Source organism: Methyloversatilis sp. MC4-4 (genome assembly GCF_049843555.1).
GTDB lineage: Bacteria > Pseudomonadota > Gammaproteobacteria > Burkholderiales > Rhodocyclaceae > Methyloversatilis > Methyloversatilis discipulorum_B.
In genome coordinates this window covers 170,740-185,629 of sequence record NZ_JBBHZK010000004.1, presented here as the reverse complement: position 1 = coordinate 185,629, position 14,890 = coordinate 170,740, and the positions used below count along the sequence as shown (strand labels likewise).

Annotated in this window: 15 protein-coding genes; 3 read left to right on the top strand and 12 right to left on the bottom strand. The window is 67.9% G+C overall.

What is annotated here, in order from left to right:
• Positions 1-23: 23 nt before the first annotated feature.
• The 9 genes from WDZ97_RS16850 to WDZ97_RS16810 form a co-directional block, all read right to left on the bottom strand.
• Positions 24-1,232, bottom strand: a complete 1,209-nt coding sequence (locus WDZ97_RS16850) for an STAS domain-containing protein (protein WP_425763508.1) — start codon at positions 1,230-1,232, stop codon at positions 24-26.
• Positions 1,233-1,435: 203 nt separating this feature from the next.
• Positions 1,436-3,439 carry a TonB-dependent receptor gene (locus WDZ97_RS16845; RefSeq protein ID WP_425763507.1) on the bottom strand — a complete coding sequence of 668 codons (2,004 nt, stop codon included), beginning with the start codon at positions 3,437-3,439 and terminating at the stop codon, positions 1,436-1,438.
• Between the two features lie 97 nt (positions 3,440-3,536).
• Positions 3,537-3,866: a hypothetical protein gene (locus WDZ97_RS16840; protein ID WP_425763506.1), complete on the bottom strand. Its 330-nt coding sequence runs from the start codon at positions 3,864-3,866 to the stop codon at positions 3,537-3,539.
• A 19-nt stretch (positions 3,867-3,885) separates the two neighbouring features.
• Complete coding sequence (gene dksA, locus WDZ97_RS16835) at positions 3,886-4,323, bottom strand: RNA polymerase-binding protein DksA (RefSeq protein WP_019915761.1); 438 nt, start codon at positions 4,321-4,323, stop codon at positions 3,886-3,888.
• Positions 4,324-4,393: 70 nt separating this feature from the next.
• Complete coding sequence (locus WDZ97_RS16830) at positions 4,394-5,608, bottom strand: class I SAM-dependent rRNA methyltransferase (protein ID WP_425763505.1); 1,215 nt, start codon at positions 5,606-5,608, stop codon at positions 4,394-4,396.
• Between the two features lie 312 nt (positions 5,609-5,920).
• Positions 5,921-6,571 (bottom strand): DUF484 family protein, encoded by a 651-nt coding sequence (locus WDZ97_RS16825; protein WP_425763504.1) that lies wholly within the window; start codon positions 6,569-6,571, stop codon positions 5,921-5,923.
• A 7-nt stretch (positions 6,572-6,578) separates the two neighbouring features.
• Positions 6,579-7,412, bottom strand: coding sequence for a diaminopimelate epimerase (gene dapF / locus WDZ97_RS16820; RefSeq protein WP_425763503.1), 834 nt, complete (start codon positions 7,410-7,412; stop codon positions 6,579-6,581).
• A complete protein-coding gene (locus tag WDZ97_RS16815; RefSeq protein ID WP_425763502.1) occupies positions 7,409-7,837 on the bottom strand; it encodes a CoA-binding protein in 429 nt (142 codons plus the stop codon). The genes dapF and WDZ97_RS16815 overlap by 4 nt, the downstream gene beginning before the upstream one ends.
• Positions 7,838-7,842: 5 nt before the next feature.
• The gene (locus tag WDZ97_RS16810; RefSeq protein WP_425763501.1) at positions 7,843-8,718 is read right to left on the bottom strand and encodes a lysophospholipid acyltransferase family protein; all 876 of its coding nucleotides are present in this window, start codon (positions 8,716-8,718) and stop codon (positions 7,843-7,845) included.
• A 169-nt stretch (positions 8,719-8,887) separates the two neighbouring features.
• Between WDZ97_RS16810 and metK the strand changes: the two genes are divergently transcribed.
• Positions 8,888-10,051 (top strand): methionine adenosyltransferase, encoded by a 1,164-nt coding sequence (metK, locus tag WDZ97_RS16805; protein WP_020163016.1) that lies wholly within the window; start codon positions 8,888-8,890, stop codon positions 10,049-10,051.
• Positions 10,052-10,140: 89 nt separating this feature from the next.
• Here the strand turns inward: metK and WDZ97_RS16800 are convergent, their stop codons facing one another.
• From WDZ97_RS16800 to pmbA, 3 genes are read right to left on the bottom strand one after another with little or no spacing between them, the layout of a single operon-like run.
• Positions 10,141-10,824 (bottom strand): hypothetical protein, encoded by a 684-nt coding sequence (locus WDZ97_RS16800; RefSeq protein ID WP_425763500.1) that lies wholly within the window; start codon positions 10,822-10,824, stop codon positions 10,141-10,143.
• A 55-nt stretch (positions 10,825-10,879) separates the two neighbouring features.
• Entirely contained in the window at positions 10,880-11,959 is a 1,080-nt protein-coding gene (locus WDZ97_RS16795) for a TRAP transporter substrate-binding protein (protein ID WP_425763499.1), read from the bottom strand.
• 2 nt (positions 11,960-11,961) lie between these two features.
• Complete coding sequence (gene pmbA / locus WDZ97_RS16790) at positions 11,962-13,302, bottom strand: metalloprotease PmbA (protein WP_425763498.1); 1,341 nt, start codon at positions 13,300-13,302, stop codon at positions 11,962-11,964.
• Between the two features lie 72 nt (positions 13,303-13,374).
• Here pmbA and yjgA point away from each other — a divergent pair, with 72 nt between their 5' ends.
• Both yjgA and mog read left to right on the top strand, forming a co-directional pair.
• On the top strand, positions 13,375-13,953 hold the full coding sequence (gene yjgA, locus WDZ97_RS16785; RefSeq protein WP_425763497.1) for a ribosome biogenesis factor YjgA: 579 nt from the start codon (positions 13,375-13,377) through the stop codon (positions 13,951-13,953).
• Entirely contained in the window at positions 13,946-14,545 is a 600-nt protein-coding gene (gene mog, locus WDZ97_RS16780; protein ID WP_425763496.1) for a molybdopterin adenylyltransferase, read from the top strand. The genes yjgA and mog overlap by 8 nt, the downstream gene beginning before the upstream one ends.
• Positions 14,546-14,890: the final 345 nt, after the last annotated feature.

The window sequence follows — 14,890 nt, the reverse complement described above, 5'->3', positions numbered from 1 at the left end:
TGCGCAGCGGGGCGCCGGTGGCGCTAGAAGCGGCGTTGCTGGATTTCCGCCACGGCGGCGACACCGATCAGCAGCAGCAGCGCCGCCACCATCGGCCGCACATCGACCAGGCGGGGCTGGCGGCCGGTCGCCTGCACCGCGGTGATCACGTTGAACAGCAGGCCGGCGCTGATGAAGTCCATCCGGCAGAGCTCGGAACAATCGACCTTCATGACCCCCTGCGGCAGGTCAGCCGCCTGCAGCACGGCAAAGGCGTCCTGACGAGCGCCGACGATCTCGCCGCGCAGCGCGATGCGCGCATTCTTCTCGACCGGCGCCGGTTCAGCCGCGACCGGCGCGAGCACCGACGACACCCAGCGGGCGTCCCATGACGGCGGTGACAGTTCGAAGGTGACCGCGTACTGGATCGCGAATTCCTCGAAGTTGGCTTCGTCGCCCAGCTGCTGCAGCGCTTCCAGGTAGAGCAGCCACTGCGCCGGCCCTTCGGCCTTGCCCGGCACGATGCGCGGCGCCAGCAGGTCGCGCAGCACGGTGGCGCTGAGCATGGCCACGCCGTGGCCGCAGCGGCGCAGCGCAACCAGCACGTCGAGCAGCATGCGCGCGCCGTCCTCGTCCACGTCGTGCAGACGGGCGACATCCACCCGCACCACATGCGCCTTTGAACACAGGCGGTCGATCTGGTCGATGGAGGCGCGGCTGGCCGCGGTCAGCTTGCCCGCCAGCGTCAGCGTGGGCGGGCCAGCGGTCGCGCCGCGCGACGGCGACGCCGGCCAGGCCGGCGCCGAACGTTCGAAGCGCTCAGCGTAGGCCAGCGCGTGCGCCTCGAAGGCGTCGACACGGCCGAGCGCGTGACAGAGGTCGAACAGCATGGCCCACACCTGTTCGGTCGAACTGCCGAGGTCGCCGAAGGTGGCGCGCTCGAGCGTGGACAGGGCAGCCTCATCGTCGCCATTGGCGAACAGCATGGCCGCTTCCTCGACCACTGGGTGCAGCCCGCTGGACACGTCCTGCACCTGCAACTCGCCCTTGCCCGCGCGACGGGCGCCCTCCAGCGGATCGCGCGACACGAAGTCGAGCGACATCAGGCCTGCAGACGACGGCGGATCGCTTGCCGGCATGCTGTCCGGCGGGCGCGACGCGGTCGTCGTCGCCGCAGCCGGTGCGGTCGGTCGCACCGGCTTGCGGGTTTCGACCTGCGGCGCAGGTGTTTTCTTGAAGAAGGAGAAAGCCACGGATGGGTCCGGATCGGGGCGCGAACCGTAATTAACGGCGCATCGATTCACAACTGCAACGATCGGTAACTTTACCTTTCAACCGCGGCGGGCGGCACCCCCGAAGGCGTAAGAAGACGTGACAAGGTGCTGCAAGGGCACGAATCGGCGCCCAGGCGCGACGGGCGCGGCATTCGTCGCGCCCGTGATGCACCGGGCAATGGTCAGAAGGAGGCGCGCAGGCCAGCCATGATGCTGCGGCCCGGCATCGGTGCGATGCCCTTCAGGAAGGACACGTGGTTGCGCGCCTCGGTATCGAACAGGTTGTTGCCGCGCAGCCAGGCTTCCCAGTTCACGCCGGCCGCCTGGAAACCGTAGCTGGCGAAGGCATTGACCAGCGCGTAGCCGGCCGTCGGCGTGCCGAGGTCGTCGACCCGGTCCTGCCGGCGGGCACCCTGCACTTCAAGCCGCAGGTTCAGCGCCTCGCGATGCCAGTTCAGCGCCGCCATGCCACGCATCGGCGCGATGCGCGGCAGCGGCTCGCCGGTGTCGCGATTGGCGGCGCGCACCATGTCGGCCTGCAGGTCGAGGTGCAGTTCGCCGGCGCAGCGGCACAGCAGCAGATGGGCCTGCGCCTCCAGGCCGTAGAACTTCGCCGGCACCGCCCGGTAGGCGAACTCGGGCAGTTCGCCGGCCGGATCGATCAGGCCGTCCTCTTCGCGCCGGAGGCCACTGTCGGCGAGCGCGATGAAATTGCGGAAGCGGCTGTGGAACACGCCGATGCTGCCGCTGTGATCGCCGCGCTTGACGCGCAACTGGGCGTCGATCGAGTTCGACTGCTCCTTGTCCAGCGCCGCGTTGCCGACCTCGTAGTTGCCGGTGGCCGCGTGCGGGCCGTTGGCGAACAGCTCGTAGAAGGTCGGGGCGCGCTCGGTGTGCGCCAACTGGGTGGCAACCGAGAAGGTGTCGTTCAGCGGATAGACCGCACCGAAGGCAGCGCTGCGCGCGGTGAAACGCCGCTCCTGCGCCGGGTCGAAGCGCGGCGTACCCGGATTGTTGGGGTCGTCCGGGCCACCGCCGTCGCTGCCCACCTCGACCCGCTCGACGCGACCGCCGAAGGTGAGTTTGAGGTCGCCGATGCGGGTTTCCTCGAACAGGAAGAGTGCGCGCGTATCGGTGTTGGTCGAGGGCACGAAGGCTTCGTCGCCCAGCGCCGAGAACTCGCTGCTGTCGAGCTGAACGCCGACCACGCCACGGAAGGGGCCCAGCTGCGCATGGGCCGCCTCGACCCGCAGGTCGGTGCCCTTGCTGAAGAAGCGCGTCTCGGGCGATCCGCCGTCCAGTTCGACGTGCTTGTAGTCGGTATGGCCGGCGCGGAACTTGACGCCAGTAATGAAGCCGTCGATTTCGCGCAGTTCGCCGGCGAGATCCCAGCGCTCGCGGCGCATGTCTATCGTGATGTTCTCTTCGGCCACTGTGCCGTAGGTCGAATCGAATACGCCGTAGGAGGCGCCGAGGTAGCCGCGCTCGCCAGCGAACGAGGCGCCGAAGCCGCCGCCCTCGGTGTCGGCGGCCGAATTGCGCAGCCGGCCATCGGGGATGCGCAGATCGGACGTCGAGCGGGTGAAGCCGTCGGCGTGCAGGTTGAGGCCGTTCTTGCCGAACTCGACGCGGCCGGCCAGCGCGCGGGTCGAGTCGGCGCCGCCGACGATGCCATCGACGCGGCCGCTGGCGCCGTTCATCGGCGACTGCGGGATGCGGTTGTCGAGCGCGTTCACGACGCCGCCGACCGCGTTGCCGCCATACATCAGCGCTGCCGGGCCACGCACCACCTCGACCCGCTCGATCACCAGCGGATCCACCGTGGTCGCGTGATCGAAGGACAGCGAGGAGGCATCGACCGTCGCCCCCCCGTTGCCGAGAATGCGCACGCGGTCGCCGTCGAGGCCGCGGATAACCGGCCGGCTGGAATTCGGGCCAAACCAGGTCGAACTGACGCCCGGCAGGTTGCCGACGGTTTCGCCCAGCGTGCTGGCACCGCGCAGCGTGAGGTCGTGATCGTCCATCACCGACACCGGGCTGACGAGATCGGACAGGTCGCTGCCCAGCGGATTGCCGGTGACGACGATGGCCGGGAGGTTCTGGATCGCCTGGGCGAACACCGGAACGGAAAAGGACACGGAGGCGGCCGCCGCGAGGGCGACACCGACAAGACGATGGATCTGCATGAAGTTCTCCCCGCGCCCGGACACGGACGCGCGCCCGCGCGTGCTCGCGCGGGTCAGTCTGAATGTATGAAGTGCATGCCCCGGAGGGGGCGACGGATCAGAGCGGGGAGAAGGCAGGCGGCCCGTGCGCGCAGGGCTCGGGCGCCGCACCATGGACGGCGACGCGCAGCGAAGCGGCACGCAGCACGTGGGACAGATCGGGAACAGCCGGGTCGGGCGCGGCACCGACAGACAGCTGGGTCAGGGAATGGGCCGACAGGCAGTCCGGACAGACCGGCGCGTGCGCGGGGCCGCCGTCGTCCTCGGCAGCCAGCGCGATGCCGGCCGTCGGGACGTGTTCGAAAGCGTGGACGAGCGTGACCTGCTGTGCCCCGAGCAGGCACAGCAGCAACATGACGAGCCGCAGCGCGGACAGGCGTCGGAACATCGCGCGTCCGGGCCCGGCCTCAGTCGCCGTACAGCTTCTGCAGACGTTCGCGGCGCTCCTGCGCCTCGATGGTCAGCGTCGCGGTCGGGCGGGCGAGCAGGCGGCCGATGCCGATCGGCTCGCCGGTTTCGTCGCAATAGCCGTATTCGCCGGCATCGATGCGGTCGATCGCCTGTTCGATCTTCTTCAGCAGCTTGCGCTCGCGGTCGCGCGTGCGCAGTTCCAGCGTGTGTTCCTCTTCCACCGTGGCGCGGTCGGCGGGGTCGGACACATTGTCGACCTCGCGCATGTGCTCCACGGTTTCATCGGCCTTGCGCAGGATGTCGTCGCGCATGCGGGCGAGCAGGTCGCGGAAGAAGGCGAGCTGCGCCTCGTTCATGTAGTCCTTTTCCGGCATCTTCAGGATGTCGGCTTCGGTCAGCGGCTTGTCGGCCTTGCTGGCGTTCTTGGTGGCCATCCGCATGAACTCCCGGGGATTGGAAAGGCGAAGAGGATACCAATGTTTTGGCAAAAAACTGCGTAACGCTTCACTCGATCCTGAGCAGCAGCCCCTTCAGGTACTCGCCCTCGGGAAAAGCCAGCCCCACCGGGTGATCCGCCCCGGCGGACAGGCGCTTCAGCACGCGCGCCGACACCCCGGCGTCGGCTGCCGCGTCGGCGACGATCTTCTGGAAGAAGTCGACATCGACACCGCCCGAACAGGAATAGGTCATCAGCAGGCCACCCGGTGCCAGCAGCCGGAAACCGAGCAGATTGATGTCCTTGTAGGCGCGCGCCGCCGACTTCGCGTGCGCGGCCGACGGCGCGAATTTCGGCGGGTCGAGCACGATCAGGTCGAACTTGCGGCCCTCGGCACGGAAGGTGCGCAGCGCCTGGAACACGTCCGCCTCCAGCCATTCGACGCGCGCGGCGTCGATCTGCGGGTTGTGGCCGACATTGCGCTGCGCGGTCGCCAGCGCCGGGCCGGAGGAATCGATGGACAGCACCGATTCGGCGCCACCGGCCAGCGCGTGCAGCGAAAAGCCGCCGGTGTAGCAAAAGCAGTTCAGCACGCGGCGACCGGCGGCCAGACCGCCGCACAACCGGCGGTTTTCGCGCTGGTCGAGATAGAAGCCGGTCTTGTGGCCGCTGGCCACGTCGATTTCGATGTTCACGTCGCCGGTCACGCCGGGTTCGGCAATCACCGGGAAGGGCGCCTCTCCGTCGCCGATCAGCCAGCCGCTGCGCGGCTCCAGACCTTCGAGCGCGCGCACGTCGGAATCGGAGCGCTCATAGACGCGTTCGATGCCGGTCGCGCGCACCAGCGCGTCGGCGATGGCGGCGCGCCACTTTTCGCCACCGGCGCTGGTGATCTGCAGCACGATCACGTCGGCGTAGCGGTCGGCGATGACGCCGGGCAGACCGTCGGATTCACCGTGCAGCAGGCGCACACCGCCGCGCGGACCGAATTCGCCCGCCAGCTCCGGCAGGTCGCGCCGCTGCTCGACCGCGCGCGCGACGGTGCGGCGGAAGAAGGCGTCGTCGATCGACTCGTCACCGAAGGTCCACATGCGGGCGCGGATCTGCGACGCCGGCGAGAATGCGGCGCGGCCGAGCGCGCGACCATTGGCCGCCTGCACCAGCACGGTGTCGCCGGGGCGGGCGCGACCGTCGAGACGATCGACCGAACCGGCGAATATCCACGGGTGACGGCGCATGACCGAGCGCTCGCGGCCCGGTGCAAGAATCAGGGTGGCACTCATGGTCTGTCAGTCATTACGCTGCGCCTGCCGAACAGGCCGGCTGTGCAAAGCCGGCCCTGTGCGAACAAAGTGAGCGTTGGGCCAACGCGCCGTCCGAAGGGCCGCCCCGAAGGGTATAGCGGGGGTTTCGGCAAGCACTGCTCGCCGCCCGCGCAACCGGTCGGCTGTGCAAAGCCGACCGTGGACGAGCGCAGCCCCCTTGGCGGGGGTGAAGCCGGGGTTTCGCGGCGCACGCGCCGCGCAGGCTGAACAGGCCGGCTGTGCAAAGCCGGCCCTCCTGAGCGAACAAAGTGAGCGTGGGGGCCAACACTCTCAGCCCAGTTCGCGGATCAGCGCGGCACCGAGCAGCTCGCCGATGCGTTCCAGATAGAGCGTGCCCATGTCCGGTACGAAGCGTGCCGCGTCGTTGGCACCCAGCGCCAGCAGACCGACCACGCGCGATTCGCGGCGCAGCGGCACCAGCGCCATCGACTGCACGGCCGGTGCCGACTCGCCGAACCAGGCGACGACACCGAGGTCGTTCACCGGGCCGCAGTAGGGCTGACGCGCCTCGTTGGCGAACACGCGGATGCGCTCCTCGACTGGCTCGAACACGTCGCCGTCACGGGTAAGCACGCTGTTCCACAGGCGCAGCGCGGTGTGCGGCACCGAAAAGCCCTCGGACAGCTGTTCACGCAGCGCGGTCATTACCGCGTCGAAGCTGCCGGCCGTCATCAGCGCCATCGACAGCGCGTGCACACGCGTCGAAATGACGTCGTTGTCCTCGCCGAAACGCAGCAGTTCGGCCAGTTTCAGCTCCAGCAGCTTGGCCTTCTCGCGCAGGGTCAGGATCTGCCGCTCGGTGATCGAGATCGCGCGACCGCCGTGCGGGTGCGGCACGTACAGATGGGCGAGCAGGTCGTGATAGTCCTCGAAGAACTGCGGGTGGTCCTGCAGGTAACGCGCGACGTCGTCGGCTTTCATGGGGGTACTACTCCAGATGGATGTCGGCTTCGAATACGGTGACGGCAGGGCCGGTCATCAGGACGGGCTGGCCCTCGCCGGCCCAGGCGATGTTCAGTTCGCCGCCGCGCGTGCTGACGCGCACCGGGCTTTCCAGCAGGTTGCGGACGATGCCGGCCACCACGGCGGCGCAGGCGCCGGTGCCGCAGGCCAGCGTTTCACCGGCGCCGCGCTCGTACACGCGCAGCCGGATGTGGTGGGCATCGACCACCTGCATGAAACCGGCGTTCACACGCGCCGGAAAACGCGGGTGCGATTCGATCAGCGGGCCCTGTTGCGCCACCGGCGCGCGGTCGACGTCGCCCACCACCTGCACTGCGTGCGGGTTGCCCATCGACACCGCGGTGATCGGCACCGCACTGCCGGCCACGTCCAGCGGCTGCACGAAGGCGTCGGAATCGGACTGGAAGGGGATGCGCGCCGGCTCGAACACCGGTACGCCCATGTTCACCGTCACGTTGATGTCGTCGGCGGCGGTCAGCGTGATCACGCCGCTCTTCGTTTCGACGCGGATCTCCCGCTTGTCGGTCAGGCCCTGCTCGCGCACGAAGCGCACGAAACAGCGCGCGCCGTTGCCGCACTGCTCGACCTCGCCGCCGTCGGCGTTGAAGATGCGATAGCGGAAATCGACGCCCGGCTGCTGCGCGCGCTCGACCACCAGCAGCTGGTCGCAGCCGACGCCAAAATGGCGGTCGGCCAGAAAGCGCACCTGATCGGGCGTCAGATCGACGCGCTGGCGGATCGCGTCGATCACGACGAAATCGTTGCCCAGCCCGTGCATCTTGGAAAAACGCAGCTTCATTCGCTCACCATGGAAACGTAGTCGCGCCACACGCAGCGGTCCATCACCACGGTCAGGCCCGCCGCCTGCGCGCGCAGCGCCGCCGCCTCGTCGATCACGCCGTCCTGCAGCCACACGGCGGGCAGGCCGAGCGCGATCGCCTGATCGACGAAAGTACCGACGCGGTCGGCGGCGATGAACAGGTCGACCAGATCGATCTGCCCGCGCAGGTCTGCGGGAATGTCGGCCAGCGAGCCATAGGCCTGCTCGCCCAGCACCTCGGTCACCGCCGGGCGCACCGGCACGATGCGCCAGCCGAAGCGCTGCATGCCGCGGGCGACGCGATGACTGGGACGGGATTCGTTCGGCGACAGGCCGACCACGGCGACAGTGCGCACGCGGCGCAACAGGTCTGCGATGGCCTGCGGCGCAGGATTCGTAAACATGGCCGTCATTCTACAGGGGCGGGCCGCTGCACACCCGGCGGGCACTTGTAGCGCTTGTAGCCCCAGATGTACTGCGCCGGATACCGGCGCACCAGCGCTTCGACATTGCGGTTGATCGCCTCGACCCGCTGCGCGGTATCGCCGTCGACCGGCACTTCGGGTTCGATGAAATGCAGGTGGAAGCCGCGCCCGGCCGGCAGCCGCTCGGCGAACACCATGACCGTGCCGGCTGCCATCGCCGTGAGCCGCGCGGCCAGCGTCATCGTGTAGGCCGGACGACCGAAGAAATCCGCCCACATGCCTTCGCCGTTGGCCGGTACCTGGTCCGGCAGGATGCCGACCAGACCGCCGTCCTTGAGGGTGCGCAGCAGCCGGCGCACACCGGTGCCGTCGGCCGCCGCCAGCGACACGCCGTCGCCGTCGCGCCCCTGCTCCATCAGCGGGCGCAGCCAGTCCTGGCGCGGTGCGCGGTAGAGCACGGTGATCGGGATGCGCGAGCCGATCAGCCGGGCGGCGATCTCGAAAGCACCCATGTGCGGCGTCAGCAGCACCACACCGCGGCCGCTGGCGTGCAGCCGCTCGACATGTTCCCAGCCGCTGACCTCGACCACGCCGGCCACCACGGCCGGGCGCGGCCGCATCCAGATCCACGGCAGTTCGAGCATGGCGCGTCCGGAATGGGCCGCCGCCTCGCGGATCAGCGCGGCGTCGGCGCCAGGTATCGCCGACGTCAGATTGCGGTCGAACTCGCGCCGGAACCTGGTGGAGCGTGCATGGATCAGACGCCCGGCGATGGCGCCGATCGCCTGCAGCGTGCGCAGCGGAAGGTGGGAAAGCAGCCGGAAGGCGGCGGTGGCCACCCGGCTCGCGAAGTCGGACATGGAAAAAAGCTGGATTCGCGAAAACGACAGGACGCGGTAGACTACTGTTTCCGCCGAGTTAAACGAGACAACTTGCAGGGCGGATTAAAAATACTGCTAAAGCGTCGCCTGCTCGCTTCCCGGGGCTGGTTCGACGAACCGCAACAGGGAAGTTACAAGGAGCAGGTGCATGTCAGAGTATTTCTTCACTTCGGAGTCGGTGTCCGAAGGCCACCCGGACAAGGTGTCCGACCAGATTTCCGACGCCATCCTCGACGCCATCCTGGCGCAGGACCCGACCGCCCGTGTCGCCGCCGAAACGCTGTGCAATACCGGCCTCGTCGTGCTTGCCGGTGAGATCACCACCACCGCCAACGTCGATTACATCCACGTCGCGCGCGACACGATCAAGCGCATCGGCTACGACAACACCGAATACGGCATCGACTACAAGGGCTGCGCCGTGCTGGTGGCCTACGACAAGCAGAGCCCGGACATCGCCCAGGGCGTCGACCGCGCCAGCGACGACTACCTGAACCAGGGCGCTGGCGACCAGGGCCTGATGTTCGGCTACGCCTGCGACGAAACGCCGGTGCTGATGCCGCTGGCGCTGCACCTGTCGCACCGTCTGGTCGAGCGCCAGGCCCACCTGCGCAAGGACGGCCGCCTGCCGTGGCTGCGCCCGGACGCCAAGAGCCAGGTCACCATCCGCTACGTCGACGGCAAGCCGGAGCGCATCGACACCGTGGTGCTGTCCACCCAGCACGCACCGGACATGTCGCTCGAAGCGATCCGCGAAGCGGTGATCGAGGACATCATCAAGCCGGTGCTGCCGCCGGAACTGGTCAAGGGCGAAATCAAGTATCTGGTTAACCCGACCGGCCGCTTCGTCATCGGCGGCCCGCAGGGCGACTGCGGCCTGACCGGTCGCAAGATCATCGTCGACACCTACGGCGGTGCCGCACCGCACGGCGGCGGCGCTTTCTCCGGCAAGGATCCGTCCAAGGTCGACCGCTCGGCCGCCTACGCCGGCCGCTACGTGGCGAAGAACATCGTCGCCGCCGGCCTCGCGTCGAAGTGCCAGGTGCAGGTGAGCTACGCCATCGGCGTCGCCCAGCCGACCTCGGTCATGGTCGAAACCTTCGGTACCGGCAAGATTTCGAACGAAAAGCTGACCGAACTGGTGAAGCGCCACTTCGACCTGCGCCCGAAGGGCATCGTGCAGATGCTCGACCTGCTGCGCCCCATCTACCAGAAGACCGCCGCCTACGGCCACTTCGGCCGCGACGAGCCGGAATTCAGCTGGGAAGCGATCGACAAGGCAGCCGCACTGAGGGCCGACGCGGGTCTGTAAGCCAAACGCTGGTTCGGAAACAACGGAAGAAGGGCCGCTCACGCGGCCCTTTGCTTTCCCAAAACGCGTGACGGGCCGGACGGCTGGATTCAGCGCGTGCCCGGCATCGGAGGATCGAGTTTGGGTGCGACACCGTCTGCGACCCACGGGCCGGACGGAAACACTGCGGCTCTGACCTGCCCTTCGAATTGGGGATAGCGCTGTCCCAGCAGCGCAAGATCGCGCGACGCCGCGTTGACCAGACCGACATAGCCACCGCCGGTAATTTCGATCCCGAACACGTTCTCCCCGCGCTGGAGATGGCCGTGGAATGCACCGACGTAGATAACCTCGCCCGCACCGACCTCGAATTCAAGTGGCACCAGCGTGCCGCGCGGAAAGATGCGCAGGCCTGTTCCATTGGATATCTGCCAGTGCGTGAATCGATGCTTTCCGGGCGCCAGGGGCACCACGTGAAGAAAACCCTGCACATCCTCGAAATCGTTCGGGCGCCGAGGCATGACGATCGGCGTCTGACCGTTTGCCGACGACGCGACCACGCCGCCGCGCTCGATGCCACCGTCGAGATAGAGAATGGTCTGGTTCAGGTCGCCCCCCTTGATATCGTGCGCGACGGAAAATACCGCCACGCCGACCTTGGGGCTGGCATCCCACTTGAAATCCCTCGCAACTTGCGGCGCTGAGCATCCGACAAGGCCGAGCGTCAGAAACAGCAGCACGAACCGGATATTTCGCAGCATCATCGACGACCCCATGAAAAACCCTTTTGTCATGTATTGATCGTCATTGTGACATCAACCGCGACACGCCAGCCACACGAGACGCCGCCTACTCCACCGGATGCCGCCCCACGAACGCATCCACCGAGTTCTCGGCGATGCGCGTCCACAGGTGCTGTTCCGAGCGGAAGCGGTTCCACGGTTCGAACACCTTGCGGAACTGCGGGTTGGCGGCAGCAGTTTCCCGGTACAGCGCGAAGGCCTCTTTCTGCAGCGCGAGCAGGATGTCGCGCGAGAACATGCGCAGCTGGGCGCCGCCGTCGATCAGCTTCTTCATCGCCGCCGGGTTGCGTGCGTCGTAGCGCGCCTGCATGCCGATGTGGGCCGCCGCGCAGGCGGATTCGAGGATCTGCCGGTACTCGGCCGGCAGTGCGTCGTACGCCTGTCGATTGACGTAGATGGTGAGCTGCGGACCGGCTTCGGCCCAGCCCGGGTAGTAGTAATAAGGCGCGACCTTGTAGAAGCCCAGCTTGAGGTCGTCGTACGGGCCGACCCACTCGGCGGCGTCGATCGCACCTTTTTCCAGCGCCGGATAGACGTCGGCGCCCGGAATCTGCTGCGGCACCACGCCCAGCCGCGACACCACCTGGCCCGCGTAGCCGCCTATGCGCATCTTCAGGCCCTTGAGGTCGGCCACGCTGCGGATTTCGCGGCGAAACCAGCCGCCCATCTGCGCGCCGGTATTTCCGCAGGGAAAATTGACGATGTTGTAGCCGGCGAACAGTTCGCGCATCAGCGCCATGCCGCCGCCATCGACCAGCCAGGCGGACTGCTGCCTGCTGTTCAGGCCGAAGGGCATGGCGCAGTCGAAGGCGAAGGTGGGGTCCTTGCCGATGTAGTAGTAGGACGCCGAATGGCCGCACTCGACCGTGCCTTCGCGCACCGCGTCGAGCACGCCGAAGGGCGGCACCAGTTCGTTGGCCGCGAAGACCTGTATCTGGAAGCGGCCGCCAGTGGCGGCACTGACCTGCTGCGCCACCTGTTCGGCGGCGGCATACAGCGCATCGAGCGCCTTCGGGAAGCTCGACGCCAGCCGCCAGCGGATGGCTGGCAGGGCGCCGACGACCGCCGGCGCGCCGGCCAGACCGAGCAGCGGCGCTGCGCTCAGGAAGCCACGCCGACTGGTCATGCTCAGGCGCCGGCGATCCGCATGCGGTCGATCAGCACCGAGCCGCTCTGCTTCGAGCCGCGCACCAGCGCGTCGGCGCCGACTTCCTGTATGCCCATGAACATGTCGCGCAGATTGCCGGCGATGGTGATTTCCTGCACCGGGTAGGCGATTTCGCCGTTCTCGATCCAGTAGCCGGCGGCGCCGCGCGAATAGTCACCGGTCACGTAATTGACGCCGTGGCCCAGCAGTTCCGTCACCAGCAGACCGCGCTTGATGCCGCGGATCAGCTCTTCCAGGCTCTTCCTGCCCGACTGCAGGATGAGGTTGTGCGAGCCGCCTGCGTTGCCGGTGGTTTCCATGCCCAGCTTGCGCGCCGAATAGGTGCTCAGGAAATAGCCGTTCAGCACGCCACCCTGCACCACTTCGCGGTCGCGCGTCGCCACTCCGTCGTCGTCGAACATGCCGGAGCCCATCGCGCCCGGCAGGTGCGGCCGCTCGGAAATGTTGATGTGCTTCGGAAAGATCTGCTTGCCCAGGCTGTCGAGCAGGAAGGAGGACTTGCGGTACAGCGCGCCGCCGCTGGTCGCCTGCACGAAATGGCCGAGCAGGCCGATCGCCAGCGGCGCCTCGAACAGCACCGGCACGCGCGTCGTCTTGACGCGGCGGGCACCCAGACGCGACAGCGCGCGGCGCGCGGCGTAATCGCCGATCGCCTCCGGCGCCGGCAGGTCGCGTGCATTGCGGCGGCTGCCGTACCAGTCTTCGCGCTGCATGCCGTCGCCCTCGCCGGCGATGACCGAGCAGCTGATGTACTGCCGCGTGCTGGCGTAGCCGGCCATGAAGCCCAGGCTGTTGGCGGAAATGAACTGCGACTGCTGGGCCGACACCGAGGCGCCCTCGGAATTGCGGATGTCGGGCGACACGCCGAAGGCAGCGTCCTCGCAGCGCCGCGCCAGATCGATCGCCTGCTCGACCGGCAGTTCCCACGGATGGAACAGGTCGAGGTCGCGGAACTCGGTGGCCAGCAGCGACTTGTCCGGCAGGCCGGCCGCGTCGTCCTCGGCGGTGAAGCGGGCGATCGACAGCGCGGCATCGACGGTGGCGCGCATCGCATCCAGCGAAAAGTCGCTGGAACTGGCGTAGCCGCGGCGCTGGCCGACATAGACGGTGACGCCGATGCCCTTGTCGCGGTTGTACTCGATGGTTTCGACCTCGCCGCGGCGCACGGTGACCGACTGGCCGAAGCCTTCGGACACGTCGACTTCGGCGGCAGTCGCGCCACCGGCGCGGGCATGATCAATGAGCTGTTGCGCGATGTCGCGCATGCTGGCGTCGGTATAGCTGAAACCCTGTCGGGACATGGCGGATTCGTGGTCGGGCAAAGGCTGCAATAATAGCCGCTTGCCACGCTCTGCCCCGTCCTCTGTATCCCAATGCGCCCCAAATCAATTTCCACCACCGAAAACCCCGACGATCAGGATCTGCCGGACCGTCCCAGCAAGAGCCAGCGGAAGCGCGACGCCCATGTGCTGCAGGACATCGGTACGCAGCTGGTCGCGCTGTCGGCCGAACAGATCAAGCGCATCGACATGCCGGAAAACCTGCGCACCGCGATTACCGAGGCCCAGCGCACCCGCAGCCACGAAGGCCTGCGCCGGCAGATGCAGTACGTCGGCAAGGTGATGCGCGGCATCGACACGGCGCCTTTGACCGAAGCGCTGGACGCCATCCACGGCCGGTCCGCCCGCGCGGTCGCGCGCGAACAGATGCTGGAGCGCATGCGCGAGCGGCTGATCGCCGACGAACTCGTGCTGGGCGACATCGCCGCCCAGTGGCCGGGCGCCGACCTGACCCATCTGCGCACACTGCGTCGCAACGTGCTGCGCGAACGCGAACTGAACAAGCCGCCGCGCGCGTTCCGCGAAATCTTCCGCGTGCTGCGCCAGCTCGACAACGCGCAGAGCGGCGAAGACGACATCGAACCCGAACAGGACGAGAACGACGATGAGTGACACACAGGATCTGCTGACGGTCGGCCTGGTTTCCGTTTCCGACCGTGCGTCGAGCGGCGTCTATCAGGACCAGGGCATCCCGGCGCTGAAGGACTGGCTGTCGGCCGCGCTGAAGAACCCGGTGCTGTTCGAAACGCGGCTGATCCCGGACGAACAGCCGCAGATCGAGGCGACGCTGATCGAACTGTGCGACAGCGCCGGCTGCGATCTGGTGCTGACCACCGGCGGCACCGGCCCCGCCCCGCGCGACGTGACGCCGGACGCCACCGTCGCCGTGGCACACCGGGTGATGCCCGGCTTCGGCGAACAGATGCGCCAGATCAGCCTGCGCTTCGTACCGACCGCCATCCTGTCGCGGCAGACCGGCGTGATCCGCGGCAAGACGCTCATCCTCAACCTGCCGGGCCAGCCGAAGTCGATCAAGGAAACGCTGGAAGGCGTCAAGGACGCCGACGGCAGCCAGCTCGTGCCTGGCATCTTCGCCGCGGTGCCCTACTGCATCGACCTGATAGGCGGGCCCTACATCGAGACAGACGAAAGCGTCGTGAAGGCCTTCCGCCCGAAATCGGCAATCCGCGCCGCGAAAACCTGAGCTCGCCGAGCCGCAGCGGCCGCGAGTCGCGCCCCCTTGTGGGAGCGGCCTTGGCCGCGACACGGCTACTGCAGTCCGCCGGCTTCGCTGCAGGCTGCCGTCGGGGTCAGAAGACCCCTCCCACAAAACCCCGGCCCAGGTTCCGGCCGCCGGTCTGGCGCACCTCCCCTGTGGGAGCGGCCTCGGCCGCGACACGGCCACTGCAGTCGGCCGGCTTCGATGCAGGCCGCTGTCGGGGCCAGAAGACCCCTCCCACAGAACCCAAGCCCAAGCTCTGGCCGCAGGTCTGGCGCAACTCTCTTGTGGGAGCGGCCTCGGCCGCGACGCAGCCGCCGCAGCCCGTCG

Bases quoted from the DNA above. Each gene is read 5' to 3' on its own strand.
- WDZ97_RS16845 (WP_425763507.1), bottom strand. From the start codon at position 3,439: ATGCAGATCCATCGTCTTGTCGGTGTCGCCCTCGCGGCGGCCGCCTCC.
- WDZ97_RS16840 (WP_425763506.1), bottom strand. From the start codon at position 3,866: ATGTTCCGACGCCTGTCCGCGCTGCGGCTCGTCATGTTGCTGCTGTGC.
- dksA (WP_019915761.1), bottom strand. From the start codon at position 4,323: ATGGCCACCAAGAACGCCAGCAAGGCCGACAAGCCGCTGACCGAAGCC.
- WDZ97_RS16830 (WP_425763505.1), bottom strand. From the start codon at position 5,608: ATGAGTGCCACCCTGATTCTTGCACCGGGCCGCGAGCGCTCGGTCATG.
- WDZ97_RS16825 (WP_425763504.1), bottom strand. From the start codon at position 6,571: ATGAAAGCCGACGACGTCGCGCGTTACCTGCAGGACCACCCGCAGTTC.
- dapF (WP_425763503.1), bottom strand. From the start codon at position 7,412: ATGAAGCTGCGTTTTTCCAAGATGCACGGGCTGGGCAACGATTTCGTC.
- WDZ97_RS16815 (WP_425763502.1), bottom strand. From the start codon at position 7,837: ATGTTTACGAATCCTGCGCCGCAGGCCATCGCAGACCTGTTGCGCCGC.
- WDZ97_RS16810 (WP_425763501.1), bottom strand. From the start codon at position 8,718: ATGTCCGACTTCGCGAGCCGGGTGGCCACCGCCGCCTTCCGGCTGCTT.
- metK (WP_020163016.1), top strand. From the start codon at position 8,888: ATGTCAGAGTATTTCTTCACTTCGGAGTCGGTGTCCGAAGGCCACCCG.
- WDZ97_RS16800 (WP_425763500.1), bottom strand. From the start codon at position 10,824: ATGACAAAAGGGTTTTTCATGGGGTCGTCGATGATGCTGCGAAATATC.
- WDZ97_RS16795 (WP_425763499.1), bottom strand. From the start codon at position 11,959: ATGACCAGTCGGCGTGGCTTCCTGAGCGCAGCGCCGCTGCTCGGTCTG.
- pmbA (WP_425763498.1), bottom strand. From the start codon at position 13,302: ATGTCCCGACAGGGTTTCAGCTATACCGACGCCAGCATGCGCGACATC.
- yjgA (WP_425763497.1), top strand. From the start codon at position 13,375: ATGCGCCCCAAATCAATTTCCACCACCGAAAACCCCGACGATCAGGAT.
- mog (WP_425763496.1), top strand. From the start codon at position 13,946: ATGAGTGACACACAGGATCTGCTGACGGTCGGCCTGGTTTCCGTTTCC.